At 60.9% G+C, this 15,941-nt stretch carries 10 protein-coding genes; 4 read left to right on the top strand and 6 right to left on the bottom strand.

Going from position 1 to position 15,941, the window contains the following annotated elements:
• Nucleotides 1-221: 221 nt before the first annotated feature.
• Complete coding sequence (locus AACU78_RS00435; RefSeq protein WP_106579287.1) at nucleotides 222-4,073, bottom strand: sensor domain-containing protein; 3,852 nt, start codon at nucleotides 4,071-4,073, stop codon at nucleotides 222-224.
• Nucleotides 4,074-4,357: 284 nt separating this feature from the next.
• Between AACU78_RS00435 and ettA the strand changes: the two genes are divergently transcribed.
• Complete coding sequence (gene ettA / locus AACU78_RS00430; RefSeq protein ID WP_106579286.1) at nucleotides 4,358-6,022, top strand: energy-dependent translational throttle protein EttA; 1,665 nt, start codon at nucleotides 4,358-4,360, stop codon at nucleotides 6,020-6,022.
• A 349-nt stretch (nucleotides 6,023-6,371) separates the two neighbouring features.
• On the top strand, nucleotides 6,372-7,709 hold the full coding sequence (gdhA, locus tag AACU78_RS00425) for an NADP-specific glutamate dehydrogenase (RefSeq protein ID WP_106579285.1): 1,338 nt from the start codon (nucleotides 6,372-6,374) through the stop codon (nucleotides 7,707-7,709).
• Here the strand turns inward: gdhA and AACU78_RS00420 are convergent.
• The 5 genes from AACU78_RS00420 to AACU78_RS00400 form a co-directional block, all read right to left on the bottom strand.
• Entirely contained in the window at nucleotides 7,706-8,194 is a 489-nt protein-coding gene (locus tag AACU78_RS00420; RefSeq protein WP_106579284.1) for a GreA/GreB family elongation factor, read from the bottom strand. The two genes, gdhA and AACU78_RS00420, sit on opposite strands and share 4 nt — an antisense overlap.
• Before the next feature lie 70 nt (nucleotides 8,195-8,264).
• A complete protein-coding gene (locus AACU78_RS00415) occupies nucleotides 8,265-8,621 on the bottom strand; it encodes a hypothetical protein (protein ID WP_106579283.1) in 357 nt (118 codons plus the stop codon).
• Nucleotides 8,622-9,002: 381 nt separating this feature from the next.
• The gene (locus AACU78_RS00410) at nucleotides 9,003-9,308 is read right to left on the bottom strand and encodes a chorismate mutase (protein WP_106579405.1); all 306 of its coding nucleotides are present in this window, start codon (nucleotides 9,306-9,308) and stop codon (nucleotides 9,003-9,005) included.
• Nucleotides 9,309-10,142: 834 nt separating this feature from the next.
• Nucleotides 10,143-11,996, bottom strand: coding sequence for an Lnb N-terminal periplasmic domain-containing protein (locus AACU78_RS00405; protein ID WP_106579282.1), 1,854 nt, complete (start codon nucleotides 11,994-11,996; stop codon nucleotides 10,143-10,145).
• Between the two features lie 90 nt (nucleotides 11,997-12,086).
• Nucleotides 12,087-12,575 (bottom strand): DUF3015 domain-containing protein, encoded by a 489-nt coding sequence (locus AACU78_RS00400; RefSeq protein WP_083356699.1) that lies wholly within the window; start codon nucleotides 12,573-12,575, stop codon nucleotides 12,087-12,089.
• Between the two features lie 280 nt (nucleotides 12,576-12,855).
• Here AACU78_RS00400 and AACU78_RS00395 point away from each other — a divergent pair, with 280 nt between their 5' ends.
• Both AACU78_RS00395 and AACU78_RS00390 read left to right on the top strand, forming a co-directional pair.
• A complete protein-coding gene (locus tag AACU78_RS00395; protein WP_106579281.1) occupies nucleotides 12,856-15,294 on the top strand; it encodes a Lon protease family protein in 2,439 nt (812 codons plus the stop codon).
• A 315-nt stretch (nucleotides 15,295-15,609) separates the two neighbouring features.
• Nucleotides 15,610-15,939, top strand: a complete 330-nt coding sequence (locus AACU78_RS00390; RefSeq protein WP_106579280.1) for a PA4575 family protein — start codon at nucleotides 15,610-15,612, stop codon at nucleotides 15,937-15,939.
• The last annotated feature ends 2 nt before the right edge of the window (nucleotides 15,940-15,941 follow it).

Raw genomic sequence — 15,941 nt, 5'->3', positions numbered from 1 at the left:
CAAGGATCGGGGGCAGAAAAGGAGGGCATTCTAACCCAATGGGTTTTAGATGGCATATGAAAGGACATCATGTCGCGGACAAGTGGGGCTCATCTGGGGATAAGCGGTGACTGTGCTGGCCCTATCGGGGGCAAGCCCCCTCCCACACTTGAATGGGTTCACAGATCAAAATGTGGGAGCGGGCTTGCCCGCGAAGAGGCCATCCAAAGCGCTGCAAGGTTTCAGTCGAACATGAACAGCGCATCATTACTGAACTGCGCTTCAAACCGATTCGCCGGCATCGGCCGCCCAAACAGATACCCCTGTACTTCATCGCAGCCATGCTCGCGCAGGAAGTCCAGCTGCTCATGGGTTTCCACACCCTCGGCGATCACCGCCAGGTTCAGGCTGTGGGCCATGGCGATAATGGCGCGGGCGATTTGCGCGTCTTGCTCGCCGGAGGGCAGGCCGTCGACAAAGGTGCGGTCGATCTTCAGCACGTCGATGGGGAATTGCTTGAGGTAGTTGAGCGACGAATAACCCGTGCCAAAGTCGTCCACCGCGATGCTCAGCCCGAGGTTTTTCAGGCTGGCGAGGATCTGCATGGCTTCGTTGACTTCGCGCATCAGGATGCTTTCGGTCAGCTCCAGCTCCAGGCATGCCGGCGGCAGACCGGTGTCCCTGAGAATGGTGGCGATGCGCTCGCCCAGTTGGCCATCGGAGAACTGCCGCGCCGAGATGTTCACCGAGACTTTCGGCACCCGCACCTTGTTCTGGTGCCAGGTCTTGAGCTGGCGACAGGCCTCGCTGAGCACCCAGTCGCCCACGTCCACCACCAGTCCCAACTCCTCCAGCACCGGAATGAAATCACCCGGCGGCACCAGCCCGCGGCGTGGGTGGCGCCAGCGCAGCAGGGCTTCGGCGCCGGTCAAGCGTTTGCCATCGCCACTGAACTGCGGTTGGTAATACAGCACGAATTCGTTCTGATCCAGCGCGTGGCGCAGGTCGCTTTCCAGCTCCAGGCGCTCCAGGGCGCTGGCGTTCATGTCCGCCTGGTAGAACTGGAAGTTGTTTTTGCCACGTTCCTTGGCGTGGTACATCGCGGTGTCGGCGTTCTTCATCAACTGGCTCAGCTCGTTGCCGTCCTGCGGGCTCAAGGCGATACCGATACTGGCGGTCACAAAGAACTCGCGGCCTTCAAGCACAAACGGCCTTACCAGGCTGGCCAGGATCTGCTCGGCCACGTGAATCGCGCGGTTCAGCGCCATGTCGCGGCTCACCCGTGGTTGCAGGAGCAAGGTGAACTCGTCGCCGCCCATACGCGCCACGGTGTCGTCTTCGGCCACGCAGCCCAGCAGGCGCGTGGCCATTTCCTTGAGCATGCGGTCGCCGGCGGCGTGGCCCAGGGAGTCGTTGATCGGCTTGAAACGGTCGAGGTCGAGGAACATCAGCACCACCCACGACTTCTGCCGTTCCGCTGCCTGCAGGGCAGTGTGCAGGCGGTCCTGGAACAGCGTGCGGTTGGGCAGGTGGGTCAGGGCGTCGTAATACGCCAGGCGGTGGATGCGCTGCTCGCTGGCCTTGCGCTCACTGATGTCACTGAAGAAGCACACGTAGCTGGCCAGGTCGCCTTCATCATCGAACACGGCGGTAATGCCGACCCACGCCGGGTAATGCTCGCCGTTGCGGCGCTTGAGCCACACTTCGCCTTCCCAGGTGCTGTGCTGGTGCAGTTGCTTGAGCACATAACGCAGGTGGGCTTCCTGTTGTTCGTCAACGGTGAGCATGTTCGGCAACTGGTCGAGCACATCCGCGACGGCATAGCCGCTGACCCGGCTGAAGGCCTCGTTGGCCTGCACGATATAACCGGCCGGGTCGGTGATCAGAATCGCTGAGGTGGAGTGTTCGAATACCGTGGCCGCCATGCGCAGGTCTTTTTCGGCGCGCCGTTGCTGGCTGATATCGCGGCCCACGCCGAGGATGCCCTCAAACGCGCCGTGCTCGTCCCACACCAGCACCAGGCGCAGCTCGATCGGCACCTTGCGGCCATCGGCGCGCAGGCAGTCGAACAGGAACAGCTGGGTTTGCACGTCATCGCGCAGCTTGTTCAGCGCCGCAGTGTCGCCCAGCGAGCGGCTGACCTGCTCCACCAGGCTGTAAATGCCGGACAGTTGTTGCGGGTTGGCGATGATCGACTGCCAGCCATTCTTGAACACCCAATCCACGTCATAACCCAGCACGGCATTGACCGACGGGCTGACGTAATTGAGCGCAAGCTGGCTGTCGGTGGAGCAGATCACGTCGCTGATGCTTTCGGCCAGCATGCGGTAGCGCTGCTCGCTGTCGCGCAGGGACTCGCTGGCTTCTATCTGATCGGTAATGTCTTTGGCCACGCCGATAATCCGCGTGACCACCGCCGTCTTGTCGCGGGCCAGGGCTTGCTCGCGGATATCGAAGCGGCGCCATTGGTTGTTGCGGTGCCGAAAGCGCAGTTGGCAATGCAGCTGCGTGGTGTAGCCGACTTCACGTTGTTGCTGGCGCAGGTCGTGGTAATACTCCGCATCGTCGGGGTGCAGCAGGATTTCCCAGAAGTACTCGCCCATTTGCTGCAGTTCGGCTCTGTTATAGCCGAGCGTGTGGCCCAAGTGGTGGTTGCTGAAAATCATCCGCTGGCTGATCACGTCCTGCACATACAGGTGATCCGGCACGGTGCGCACCACGTCTGACCAGAAACTCTCACGCTCCACCAGCGACAGCTCGATCAGCTTGCGGCTGGTGATGTCACTGATACTGAGGATGACCGCCTTGAAGTCGTCCTGCTGCTCCGGCAGGCGCATCACCAGCCACAGGTACTGGTCGTTACCGGCAACGTCGTTGAGCTGAATTTCCAGCTCCAGCTGTTTTTGCTGGGTCAGTACGGCTTCCAGAACCTGATAACCGATGGCCGTGGCGTTGCGCGGGCAGTCATCGATCAGACGCTCCCAGGCTTGCTCGCAAGAACTGACGTTCAGCAGGCGCACAGCCACCTGGTTGACCTCGGTGACGCGTAACTCCTTGAGCAGTTGTTGGCGTTCTTCGACGTGCGTGTGCAGCCAGGCCTGTAATTGCTCACGGGTGTGCAGGTTGGTTTTGTCGAAAAACGTCTTCAACCCCGACAGGTCGAGCACGCAAAGCGCCACGCCGGTGCCTTCGAAAATATCCTGATAGCGGCGCCGGCCTTCATGCACCTGGCGCTGGCGACGGCGCATGTTCAGCAGCACGATCACCGGGATCAGCGAAAAGGCCAGGCCCAGCAGGCATTTGCCGATGAAGGCCGGCAGCAGTTGCTCCAGCACGGCGCTGCGGTCGAACAGCCCGCGCAACTGCCAGTCACTTTTGCTCAGGGGCGTGACCAGTACGCTTTTGTTCAATTCGTCCGGCGTCAGCGCGGAGGCCCACTGCGCCGGCATGCCGCTGTCACGGCTGACCACGCGGTGGTTGAGGCGGTTCTCGATGGCCCACATCGGGCGCTGGCCCTGGCCGTCCTGGCGCGTCAGGTTGCTCAGGTAGTTGGGCGCCAGGCGCAGCGCCCAATACATCCGCGAGCCGCCGCTGGGCTGGTGCAGCAGCAGATAAATGATCGTGCCGTCCGGGTTGTTGCTCAGGTAATAAGGTTGCGAGTGACTGCGCTGTACCAGCTCTTCAAGCCAGGCGCTGTCCTGGCTGTCTTTGGCGCTGTCGCTGATCATCGCGCCGCTGGGGGCGAGCAGGGCGACACTGCGCAGTTCCGGCAGCGAACGTTGCAAGGTGCGCATCAGCGCCTGTTGCTGTTCGTCATTGCGCGGCGGCTCGACCATCGGCAGCAAATTCAGGGCGATTTTGGCGCTCAGGGCCATGTTCAAGCTGATCTGTTCAGCCAGGTCGGCGCTGTAGTCGATGGTGTATTGCTGTTGGTTTTTCTGGTTTTGCTGCAGTTGGTCCAGCAGTTGCCAGAACAATAACGCGAGCAGCAGCAGGACAAGCGTCGCCAATGCGCCTTTGAGGGTGCCGTGCAGGGGCGCTCCCGGCGCTATATGAGCGGCGCGCAGGGGAGTGGGCGGCGTGACTTTGGACAAGCTGTGATCCTGCGGTTTGGCTGGACTGGCGCGCGACGTGCACTATAAGCCGGACGCCCGGAGGGCGGCTAGCATGCCTTGACTTGTGGCAAAGTGCCAGCCCTGCCTGGCTGGACTGACCAAGCGCATTCAGGTAGCTTTGCCGGTTACGCGGGGGCGTTCCAGCCCCAGACATTCAGGCTTTTTGCGCACGAAGGCATTGACCACCGTCAACGGCCCGCGCGGCGCATGGCCTGCACGGGCTTCGCCCGCTCAATTCATCAGTCACTGACGCTAGGTTCACCATGGCTCAATACGTCTTCACCATGCATCGGCTGGGAAAAGTTGTTCCGCCGAAGCGGGAAATCCTGAAAAACATTTCGCTGTCCTTCTTCCCAGGCGCCAAGATCGGCGTGCTCGGCCTCAACGGTTCGGGTAAGTCCACGCTGCTGAAAATCATGGCCGGCGTCGACACCGAGTTCGAAGGCGAAGCCCGCCCGATGCCCGAGCTGAACATCGGCTACCTGCCGCAAGAGCCGATCCTGGACCCGACCAAGACCGTGCGTGAAGTGGTCGAAGAGGCCGTGGCCGTGATCAAGAATGCCCAGGCGCGCCTGGACGAGGTCTACGCCGCCTACGCCGAAGAAGACGCCGACTTCGACAAACTGGCCGCCGAACAGGCCAAGCTCGAAGCCATCCTGCAGGCCGGCGACGGTCACAACCTGGAGCGCCAGCTGGAAGTCGCCGCCGATGCGCTGCGCCTGCCGGCGTGGGACGCCAAGGTTGAATTCCTCTCTGGTGGTGAAAAGCGTCGCGTGGCCCTGTGCCGCCTGCTGCTGTCGGCTCCCGACATGCTGCTGCTCGACGAACCGACCAACCACTTGGACGCCGATTCCGTCGCCTGGCTGGAGCACTTCCTGCACGATTTCCCGGGCACCGTGGTAGCGATCACGCACGACCGGTACTTCCTGGACAACGTCGCCGGCTGGATTCTGGAACTCGACCGTGGCGCCGGTATCCCTTACGAGGGCAACTACTCCGGTTGGCTGGAAGCCAAATCCGACCGACTGGCCGCTGAATCCAAGCAGCAATCGGCCCACGAAAAAGCCATGAAGGAAGAGCTGGAGTGGGTGCGCAAAGGCGCCAAGGCCCGCCAGTCCAAATCCAAGGCTCGTCTGCAACGCTTTGAAGAAATGCAGTCGCAGGAATTCCAGAAGCGCAGCGAAACCAACGAGATCTACATCCCGGCCGGCCCGCGCCTGGGTGACAAGGTCATCGAGTTCAAGAACGTCACCAAAGGCTATGGCGACCGCGTACTGATCGACAACCTGTCGTTCTCCATGCCAAAAGGCGCGATCGTCGGCGTAATTGGCGGTAACGGTGCGGGTAAATCCACCCTGTTCCGCATGCTGATGGGCAAGGAAACGCCGGATTCGGGCACTATCGAAGTTGGTGAAACCGTGCAACTGGCCTGCGTCGACCAGAGCCGCGAAGACCTGGATGGCAGCAAGACTGTGTTCCAGCAAATCTCCGACGGTTCCGACCAGATCCGCATCGGCAACTATGAAATCCCGTCGCGCACCTACGTCGGCCGTTTCAACTTCAAGGGCGGCGACCAGCAGAAGTTCGTCAAGGACCTGTCCGGTGGTGAGCGCGGCCGCTTGCACCTGGCCCTGACCTTGAAAGAAGGCGGCAACGTGTTGCTGCTCGACGAACCGTCCAACGACCTCGACGTTGAAACCCTGCGTTCCCTGGAAGAAGCCCTGCTGGACTTCCCGGGCGCCGCCATTGTGATCTCTCACGATCGCTGGTTCCTGGACCGCGTCGCGACTCACATCCTGGCGTACGAAGACGACTCCCAAGCGGTGTTCTTCGAAGGTAACTACACCGAGTACGAAGCCGACCGTAAAAAGCGCTTGGGCGATGCGGCTGCCCAGCCGCACCGTGTGCGTCACAAAAAACTGGCCTGATTGGGGCTGGTTGGAACAAACGGAGCCTTCGGGCTCCGTTTTTTTTGCGCGTTTTTTCAAAGAGACCGAGGTGGATTCATTCGCGAGCAAGCCCGCTCCCACATTCGAGCGCATTCCATAGTTGGAAATCGATCAAATGTGGGAGCGGGCTTGCTCGCGAAAGCGGTTTAACGGCTGGTGCATGCGTCAGGTTGAAATCCCTCTCATGGTGCAAAAAAGCCCATTTATTTATATCCAATGCACCATTTAAATTCATAAAGGCGACATTTTGCGCTTTTCAGGTGCAACTTGAGTTGCTAAGGTCCGGCTCAATCTCCTTTAAAAACAATCAATTTGCCGAGACTTCTTCATGATCGAATCCGTTGAATCCTTCCTCGCCCGCCTCAAGAAACGCGACCCTGACCAGCCAGAATTTCACCAGGCCGTGGAAGAAGTCCTGCGCAGCTTGTGGCCGTTTCTCGAAGCCAACCCCCATTACCTGACCTCGGGCATTCTGGAGCGCATCTGCGAGCCGGAACGCGCGATCACCTTCCGGGTGTCGTGGGTGGATGATCACGGCAAGGTCCAGGTCAATCGCGGGTTTCGCATCCAGATGAACAGCGCCATCGGCCCCTACAAAGGTGGCTTGCGCTTTCACCCCTCGGTAAACCTGGGCGTACTGAAATTCCTCGCCTTCGAGCAGACGTTCAAGAACTCCCTGACCTCGCTGCCCATGGGCGGCGGCAAAGGCGGCGCGGACTTCGACCCCAAGGGCAAGAGCGACGCCGAAGTGATGCGTTTTTGCCAGGCGTTCATGAGCGAGCTGTACCGCCACATCGGCGCCGACGTGGACGTGCCGGCCGGTGATATCGGCGTGGGCGCCCGTGAAATCGGCTTCCTGTTCGGTCAATACAAACGCCTCAGCAACCAGTTCACCTCGGTGCTGACCGGCAAAGGCATGACGTACGGCGGCAGCCTGATTCGCCCCGAAGCCACCGGTTTCGGCTGCGTGTATTTCGCCGAAGCAATGCTCAAGCGCAACGGCCAGCGGGTTGAGGGCAAGCGCGTGGCGATCTCCGGTTCCGGCAACGTCGCGCAGTACGCGGCGCGCAAGGTCATGGACCTGGGCGGCAAAGTGATTTCCTTGTCCGATTCCGAAGGCACCCTGTACGCCGAAAGCGGGTTGACCGAGGAGCAATGGTCGGCCCTGCTGGAGCTGAAAAACGTGCAACGCGGGCGCATCAGCGAATTGGCTTCCCGTTACGGCCTGGAATTTCGCGCCGGTAAAACGCCCTGGGAACTGGCCTGCGATATTGCCCTGCCATGCGCGACCCAAAACGAACTCGACGCCGATGCCGCGCGCACCCTATTGCGCAACGGCTGCCTGTGCGTCGCAGAAGGCGCCAATATGCCGACCACGCTTGCGGCTGTGGATATCTTTATCGAAGCCGGCATTCTGTTTGCCCCGGGCAAAGCCTCCAACGCCGGCGGTGTGGCCGTCAGCGGCCTGGAAATGTCGCAGAACGCCATGCGCCTGCTGTGGACCGCAGGCGAAGTCGACAGCAAGTTGCACAACATCATGCAGTCGATCCACCACGCCTGCGTGCACTACGGCGAAGAAAACGGCCGGGTCAACTACGTGAAAGGCGCAAATATCGCAGGCTTCGTAAAAGTCGCCGACGCGATGCTGGCCCAGGGCATCGTCTAAACCTGTGGCTCGACGCGCAGCACTTCGATCACCTGATCACCGACGGGGCGCTTCCACACCACCTCGTCGCCGACCTCGGCGCCCAGTAATGCGCGGCCCAGCGGCGAACCCCAGTTGATCAGGTTGGCAGCAGCGTCCGCCTGGTCTTCACCTACCAACTGAATGCGCTGCTGCTCGTCTTGCTCGTTGGCGAAAGTGACCCAGCTGCCGATCTGCACCTTTTCGGTGGAGGTGGCTGGCGCCACCACTTGGGCGCTTTGCACCCGCTGATTGAAGTAGCGCAGGTCCCGCTCAAGATCCGCCTGGCGCTGTTTATCGTCCTTGGCAGATTCAAGGCTGTATTCGTGCTGCAACTGCGCGACCTTGGCCTGCAATTGCGCCAACCCTTGCGCGGTGAGGTGGTTGGGTTGCTCACTGACCTGGCGCTCTACCGGTTGGTCGGCCTGGGCGGCGGCGTGGTCTTCATTAACAAAAGCTCGGCTCATGACATTCTCCCTCTATGGCGTTTGGGCCATGGTCGCCGCGCTTTAGTTTCGATGGATGTCTGAAAGCGATCTACTGCGGGCGATAAGCCTTGGCGGCGTCGCGGTCTTTTTCCTGCTGCCAGTCCCGTTCACGGTCATCCCAGTGGTTGTCTTTGTAGTCGCGCAACTCTTCGTTCTCGCGCATGGCCTTGCACTGGCGAAAGCCGTCTTCCCAGCCTTCGGCGTACTGGCGGTCTTTGAGATACCGCGGCACGTTCTTGCGAAACTCCCCGCTGATCACACCGGCGGCCTGGCGACCGCTGCTGCAACCGTCATCAAAGCCATCGGCAAAGGCCGGTGGATAACCTTTGGCCAGCAAATCCTGGTGGGTTGATTGGCAACCTGACAACCACACTACTGCGCACAGCATTACCGCAGACCGCCACATGGCGTACTCCCTGACCGTTTCACGGCTGATAGGGTGAGTCTAGTCAGGGATTTGTCGGGCAGGTGTGAAAGCGAGGTGAGAAAGGTGTTGGGTTAAAGGCCCATCACGACGCGGCGAACAATATGCCTGGGCCGCGCATTAGCTGTGCGAGAGGGGCAAAGCCGTCGTGGACGACCTGACCAAGCGATAACACCCGCCACCTAACGCCTGACACCGCCACAAGTGCTGAACATGGCACATGTGGCGAGCAGGCTTGCCCTGCGTTGGGCTGCGCAGCCGCCCTGATAAACAGGAACGCGGAGTATCTGATACTCCCCCGACAGACTGCTTGGGGCTGCTGCGCAGCCCAACGCGGGGCAAGCCCGCTCGCCACAGCGGGGGTTATGTCGTCTGGTTAGACGTCAGCGCGGCATGCTCGGCCAATTCCTGCTGGATAAACGCCGCAATCATCGCGCGATACACCTGCTCAGTGACCTCAGGGTTGGCGCCCACCGCCTCGGACAAACCCCGCACCTTGGCAATCACCTGTTCAACCCGTTGCGGCGCCTTGACGCCGTCGGCGTCTTTTTTGAAGCGTGCCGCCTGGGAGACGTAATGACCGCGCTCGGCCAGCAGGGTGACGATGTGTTGGTCGAGGCGGTCGATGTTTGCGCGGACTTCTTCGAGGGTGGTGCAGTTAACGGCCATGTTGATGAAACTCCTGAGGTGGGCAATGCGATGCGCCTGAATGTACACGAGCCAAATGTGGGAGCGGGCTTGCTCGCGAATGCGGTGGTTCATTCAATACATCATCGCCTGACCGAGCGCCATCGCGGGCAAGCCCGCTCCCACCTTTGAACTGCGGCTTGCGTAGAATTCAGGCCAGGCACAAACCAGTGTGGGAGCTGGCTTGCCTGCGATGGCGGTGGGGCGGTCAGCCTGGTTGTTACTGATACACCGCCTTCGCGGGCAAGCCCGCTCCCACCTTTGAACTGCGGCGGGCAAGGGGTTTAGGCCAGGCACAAAACCAGTGTGGGAGCTGGCTTGCCTGCGATGGCGGTGGGGCAGTCAGCCTGATTGTTACTGATACACCGCTTTCGCGGGCAAGCCCGCTCCCACCTTTGAACTGCGGCGGGCAAGGGGTTCAGGCCAGGCACAAACCGGTGTGGGAGCTGGCTTGCCTGGGATGGCGGTGGGGCAGTGAGTCTGGTTGTTACTGATACACCGCATTCGCGGGCAAGCCCGCTCCCACATTTGAACTGCGGCGGGCAAGGGGTCAGGCCAAACACAAACCCGTATGGGAGCTGGCTTGCCTGGGATGGCGGTGGGGCAGTCAGTCTGGTTGTTACAGATACACCGCTTTCGCGGGCAAGCCCGCTCCCACATTTGAACTGCGGCGGGCAAGGGGTCAGGCCAAACACAAACCCGTGTGGGAGCTGGCTTGCCTGCGATGGCGGTGGGGCGGTCAGTCTGGTTGTTACTGATACACCGCTATCGCGGGCAAGCCCGCTCCCACAGTGGGTCTTCGCCCGGTCTCACAGGTCAGTAGTGATACCACTTCACTTCAAGCATCACTTCATTCACGGGGGTGGACAGGTGGCTGTACTCGCGCTGGGCGCTCAGGCGCAGGCCCAGGTTGCGCGACAATTCCCACTGCTGGTTCAAGCTGACACTGCGCCGCACTTCGCCATTGGTGAAGAAATCCCCTTTGGCTTCCAGGCTCAAATTCCCCAGCGGGTTTTTCCACAGCACGCCGGTGTTGAACCCGGCAGCCGGGGAGATGGCTTCGCTGAAGTCGTTGTTGTGTTCCACGCGCACGGTGCCGAGGGCGAAGCCGAGCATGTCGTCGGTGAGTTGCCAGGTGCCGCCGGCGCCGCCGTTGACGTGGGCCACGAGGGTTTCGTCGTCGTGTTTGCCTGGCACACGCTCCAGGCCGCCAGTCACTTGCCATGACCACGGCTGCAGCAGGGCGTTGCGTGGGGTCAGCGAGCGGATGGTGGCCAGGTCCAGTTGCTGCAGTTGCCAGTGGTTGCCTTCGTACTGGCGCAGTTTCATCTGCAGGATTTCAATCTGCGCGCCCAACGGGAAGCCTTCGGCGTTGTCGTTGAGGTCGTGGTAGGCCATGCGCAGGCCGTATTCGCCGAAGGTCTTGCTGCCACGGGTGCCGATGCCGGCCTGCCAGGTGCGGGACTCATGGCCGTCTTCCGGCAGGCCGGGACGTTCGACTTTCAGGTCTGGCGCCGGGTTCTGGTTGATCGCGCGCAGCAGTTCGAAGCTGCGTTGCGAGCGTTCGGTGTCGCGCTCAAGACCATTGGCGCGGTAGCGGCCCAGGCGATAGGCGGCGTCGATGATCAGCGCCTGGCGGTCGCGGGGCAGCGCCTTGAAGGCGGGCTCCTGCAGCTGCTTCTGGTCGTCGCTGATGTTCAATACCCATTGCTGCTCATCACTATCAAGCGGCTTGGCACGTTCGAGCAGTTCGCGTTCACGGGACGGGCGATAGTCGATTTTCTCTACCAGGCCAGCCTCTTTCACCGCCTTGACGGTGTCGGTGGGGATCGCCGTCAGCGGGAATTGTTCGGTCAGGCGCAGGCTTGGACGCGCCACTTGCAGCAGCTCCAGCAGGCGATACGAGCAGTTTTCGTCGAAAAAGAAATAGTCGAACTGGATCTGCTTGAGCTCCCATACGTGCCGGACCATGCGTTCGGTCTCGACTTGGGTAAGGTTCAGGCGGTATTCCCACAGATCACGGTTCTCGAGGCTACGGTACTCCGAGAGCTTTTCCTGGTAGGGCACCAACGCAAACAGGCCCGGATAGCCGCCCATCAGGCCTTTCCAGGCGTAGAGAATGCTGTTGTCGGAGCCTTCGATGTAGGCGCCGAAGTTGATCGCGTAGCTGAGCAGCGCGGTCTTGTCTCTTTGCACGTCAGCCTGGTCGATGCGCAGCAACGTGTGGCCGAACATCGACGACGGGCTGTTGAGGTAGGCCGCCGGGAAGATCATCACCGCGCTGTGGGGCGCGACGTCCTTGAACCACTGGGTGAATTCTTTGCACTCCAGGGTGGGCAAGTCGGTCAGTTGCAACTGTTCCTTGAGCCAGCGCGTACGTGCGGGGTAAACGCATTGGGCGTGTTTTTCGCCGAGGCTGGCCGGGGCGTACAGCGCCTCTACGGTCGCCTTGAGTTCCTGGTCCGGATGGTGGGCGCCATCAGGGGCGAGGAAGAATTTCTTGTCGCTGACATAACTGCGCCAGCCCTTGAGCTTGCCGGCTTCGTAATGGCCCAGAGATAGCCAGAACGGATCGTTGGCCAATTGCTGCAAACGTTGATCATCAATATGCGGGGCCGCATACAGCGGGGCGCAGGCGAAGAGTGCCAACCAGGCAAAGCGTTTGAGCATAGGGGCAACTTAAGTCGGAAATAGTGAGACCCAAAGGGGAGGCGGGTCCAAAATAAAACCCGCGCCTCGAAAGGCGCGGGCGGGTCGAGCTTAAGCCTGGGTAGCGTATTTTGCCAGGCGGGCATCGCTTTTCAGTACAGCCAGGGTGTTGTTGTGCACGTCATCGGCGGTCACGTCAGCTTTGCTGAAGATCTGCTGGAAGTGCTCGTGGGTCACGGCCGCGAAGTGATCGCGATCTTCCGGTGCAACGCCCAGTACCACCGCGTAGGTGGTCAGCGCTTCGCCGTTGCCTTTGGCCATGTCTTCGGACAGCTCGTTCATCATGCCATTCATGGCAATCCAGGACTTGCCGCCGTAGGTCAGGGCGCTGTTGGTGCTGCAACCGTTGGTGCCCGAGGTCATGCCGAAGGTGGCGTTACCCGAGGTGCCGTTGGTGGTGGAAGCGAGGAAGTGAGCTGGAGTACCGCGCTGGCCTTCAAACAACATGTTGCCCCAACCGCAGTTCGGGCCACCTGGTGCTTCTGCCATTGCATTGAGGGAGACGACGGTGAAGAGAGTACCAAGAAGGATCCGTTTCATAGCTTTGTTCTCTTTGTGTGCAAACCAATGGACAAGGGTTCAGGCGCGTCGCAGCGCCCTAGGGGCCAGTTATTAGTCCAACCCGCGCAGTTTGGAGTTTAGGCACGTTCCTGGGGTTCCGTTATTTTTTATAAAACAATCGGAGTGATTGCGCACTGTTGTCGCGATTTTTTTGTAGGACGCCTCCCGTGTCTACGCTTTCCCACAGGCGCGCCTTGCCAGAGCGCGCAACCGAGAGCCAGAATGCCGTCATCTGCCCCGCCTGATGTAAGGAAGCCCGATGCCTGATCCTGTTGCTGCCAGCTTGCGTCTAGCGCCTGAAGCGCTGACTCGCCCTTTCTCCGCTGAACAGTTCAGCTTCTCGACCACCAATGATTTGGAGCCCTTTCGCGGTGTGCTTGGCCAGGAACGCGCAGTTGAAGCGTTGCAGTTCGGTGTGGCGATGCCACGCCCCGGTTACAACGTGTTTGTCATGGGCGAGCCCGGTACCGGCCGCTTTTCGTTCGTCAAACGCTACCTGAAAGCTGAAGGCAAACGCCTGCAGACCCCGTCGGACTGGGTCTACGTCAATAATTTTGATGAGCCGCGTGAGCCACGCGCCCTGGAATTGCCGGGCGGCGGCGCAGCGGCGTTCATCGCCGATATCAACGCTCTGGTCGACAACCTGGTCGCCACTTTCCCGGCGGTGTTCGAACACCCCACCTATCAACAGCGCAAAAGCGCCATCGACCGCGCCTTCAACCAGCGCTACGACAAGGCCCTGGACGTGATCGAGCGTCTGGCCCTGGAAAAGGACGTGGCGCTGTACCGCGACAGCACCAACATCGCGTTCACGCCGATGCTTGATGGCAAGGCGCTGGACGAGGCCGAGTTTTCGCAGCTGCCGGAAGCTGATCGTGAGCGCTTCCACACAGATATTTCCGAGCTGGAAGAGCGCCTCAACGAAGAGTTGGCCAGCCTGCCGCAGTGGAAACGTGAGTCCAACAACCAACTGCGCCAATTCAACGAAGAAACCATCACCCTGGCCCTGCAGCCTTTGCTGGCGCCGCTGTCGGAAAAGTACGCAGAAAACGCAGCGGTGTGCGGCTACTTGCAAGCCATGCAGGTGTACCTGCTCAAAACCGTGGTCGAGCAACTGGTGGATGATGCCAAGACCGACGCCCAGGCCCGCAAGCTGCTCGAAGAGCAATACTGCCCAAGCCTGGTGGTCGGCCACCCGGTCAATGGCGGCGCGCCGGTGGTGTTTGAGCCGCACCCGACCTACGACAACCTGTTTGGCCGTATCGAATACAGCACCGACCAGGGCGCGCTCTACACCACGTATCGCCAGTTGCGCCCGGGCGCCTTGCACCGTGCCAATGGCGGTTTCCTGATTCTGGAAGCCGAAAAAATGCTCGGCGAGCCGTTTGTGTGGGACGCGCTCAAGCGCTCCCTGCAGTCGCGCAAGCTGAAGATGGAATCGCCGCTGGGCGAGCTGGGCCGCTTGGCCACGGTGACCCTCAACCCGCAGATGATTCCGTTGCAGGTCAAAGTCATCATTATCGGTTCGCGCCAGCTGTACTACGCGCTGCAGGACGCCGATCCGGACTTCCAGGAGATGTTCCGCGTCCTGGTGGATTTCGACGAAGACATCCCGATGGTCGACGAAAGCCTGGAGCAGTTTGCCCAGTTGCTTAAAACCCGCACCTCGGAAGAAGGCATGGCACCGTTGACGTCGGACGCGGTGGCGCGGCTGGCGACTTACAGCGCACGCCTGGCTGAACATCAGGGGCGGTTGTCGGCGCGCATTGGCGACTTGTTCCAGCTGGTCAGTGAGGCGGATTTCATTCGCCACCTGGCGGGCGACGAGATGACTGACGCGGGGCATATCGAACGCGCGCTCAAGGCCAAGGCCACGCGTACCGGGCGGGTGTCGGCGCGGATTCTCGACGACATGCTTGCCGGCGTGATCCTGATCGACACCGCCGGTGCGGCGGTCGGCAAGTGCAACGGGCTGACGGTGCTGGAGGTCGGCGACTCGGCGTTCGGCGTGCCGGCGCGGATTTCCGCCACGGTGTACCCCGGCGGCAGCGGTATTGTCGACATCGAGCGCGAAGTTAACCTCGGCCAGCCGATTCACTCCAAGGGCGTGATGATTCTCACCGGTTACCTGGGCAGCCGATATGCACAGGAATTCCCGCTGGCGATCTCGGCGAGTATCGCGCTGGAGCAGTCCTACGGTTATGTGGACGGCGACAGTGCCTCGCTGGGCGAGGCGTGCACCCTGATTTCGGCGCTGTCGAAGACGCCGCTCAAGCAGTGCTTTGCCATCACCGGCTCGATCAACCAATTTGGTGAAGTGCAGGCGGTGGGCGGGGTCAACGAGAAAATCGAAGGTTTCTTCCGCCTCTGCGAAGCACGCGGGTTGACCGGTGAGCAGGGCGCGATCATCCCGCAGGCCAACGTGGCTACGCTGATGCTTGACGAGAAGGTGCTGCAGGCCGTGCGCGACGGGCAATTCCACATCTACGCCGTGCGTCAGGCGGACGAGGCGTTGAGCTTGTTGGTCGGTGAGCCTGCCGGTGAGCCGGACGAGGAGGGCCAATTCCCTGAAGGCACCGTGAATGCGCGCGTGGTAGAGCGTTTGCGCGCGATTGCCGAGATGATCAGCGAGGATGACTTGAAGGAGGCGGAGAAGGAGCTGGCGCAGCAGGCGTTGGCGGAAGCCAAACCCACCTGATTGTTGTCAGCACGCGGTTAATGTGGGAGCGGGCTTGCTCGCGAAGGCGGTGGATCAGTCAGTATCAATGTGTCTGACAGATTGCATTCGCGAGCAAGCCCGCTCCCACATTTGATCAGCGGTGTATCGACCACCTCGGTAAATTCGCCACTAAATTGACTCCATCCTCAGGCACCAACGCCCGTTGGTCCCTACAAGCTTGGTTTGTACTGGTTTTCTTCTATTCTCACTTCAAGGGATATCCACAGGAGTCGCTGGACAGAGACAGCCTTGCCCTGCGCGAGGTTGAACACCGATCTACCGAGGGTCGCCGCCATGCCGCGCAACCTTTGCCTTACCCGCCAATGCCTGGGCCTGGTCACCCGTATCGAATGCTCCATTCGCCCTCTCGCCGGGGATAACGGGATGTGGACGCTGTTGTTTGCTGCCGGGATGACCGGCGAACAGCCTTCCACCATCAAGTCTCAAGGCCCGTTTCATGGGCCCTTCGTGGCAGAAACCATTCTGGGATCGATCGTCGAAAGCTTGACGCTGCACGGCTACGAGCTGGCGGACGACCCGCAGATCTGGTGCCTGCACCTGCAGGCACATCTGCGGCAACTCAATGGCGGGCGAGCCCAGACGCTCAGTGATATTCGCCACTGAGC

Source organism: Pseudomonas sp. R9.37, from assembly GCF_963878885.1.
Lineage (GTDB): Bacteria > Pseudomonadota > Gammaproteobacteria > Pseudomonadales > Pseudomonadaceae > Aquipseudomonas.
This window is presented reverse-complemented; position numbering and strand designations above follow the sequence as displayed.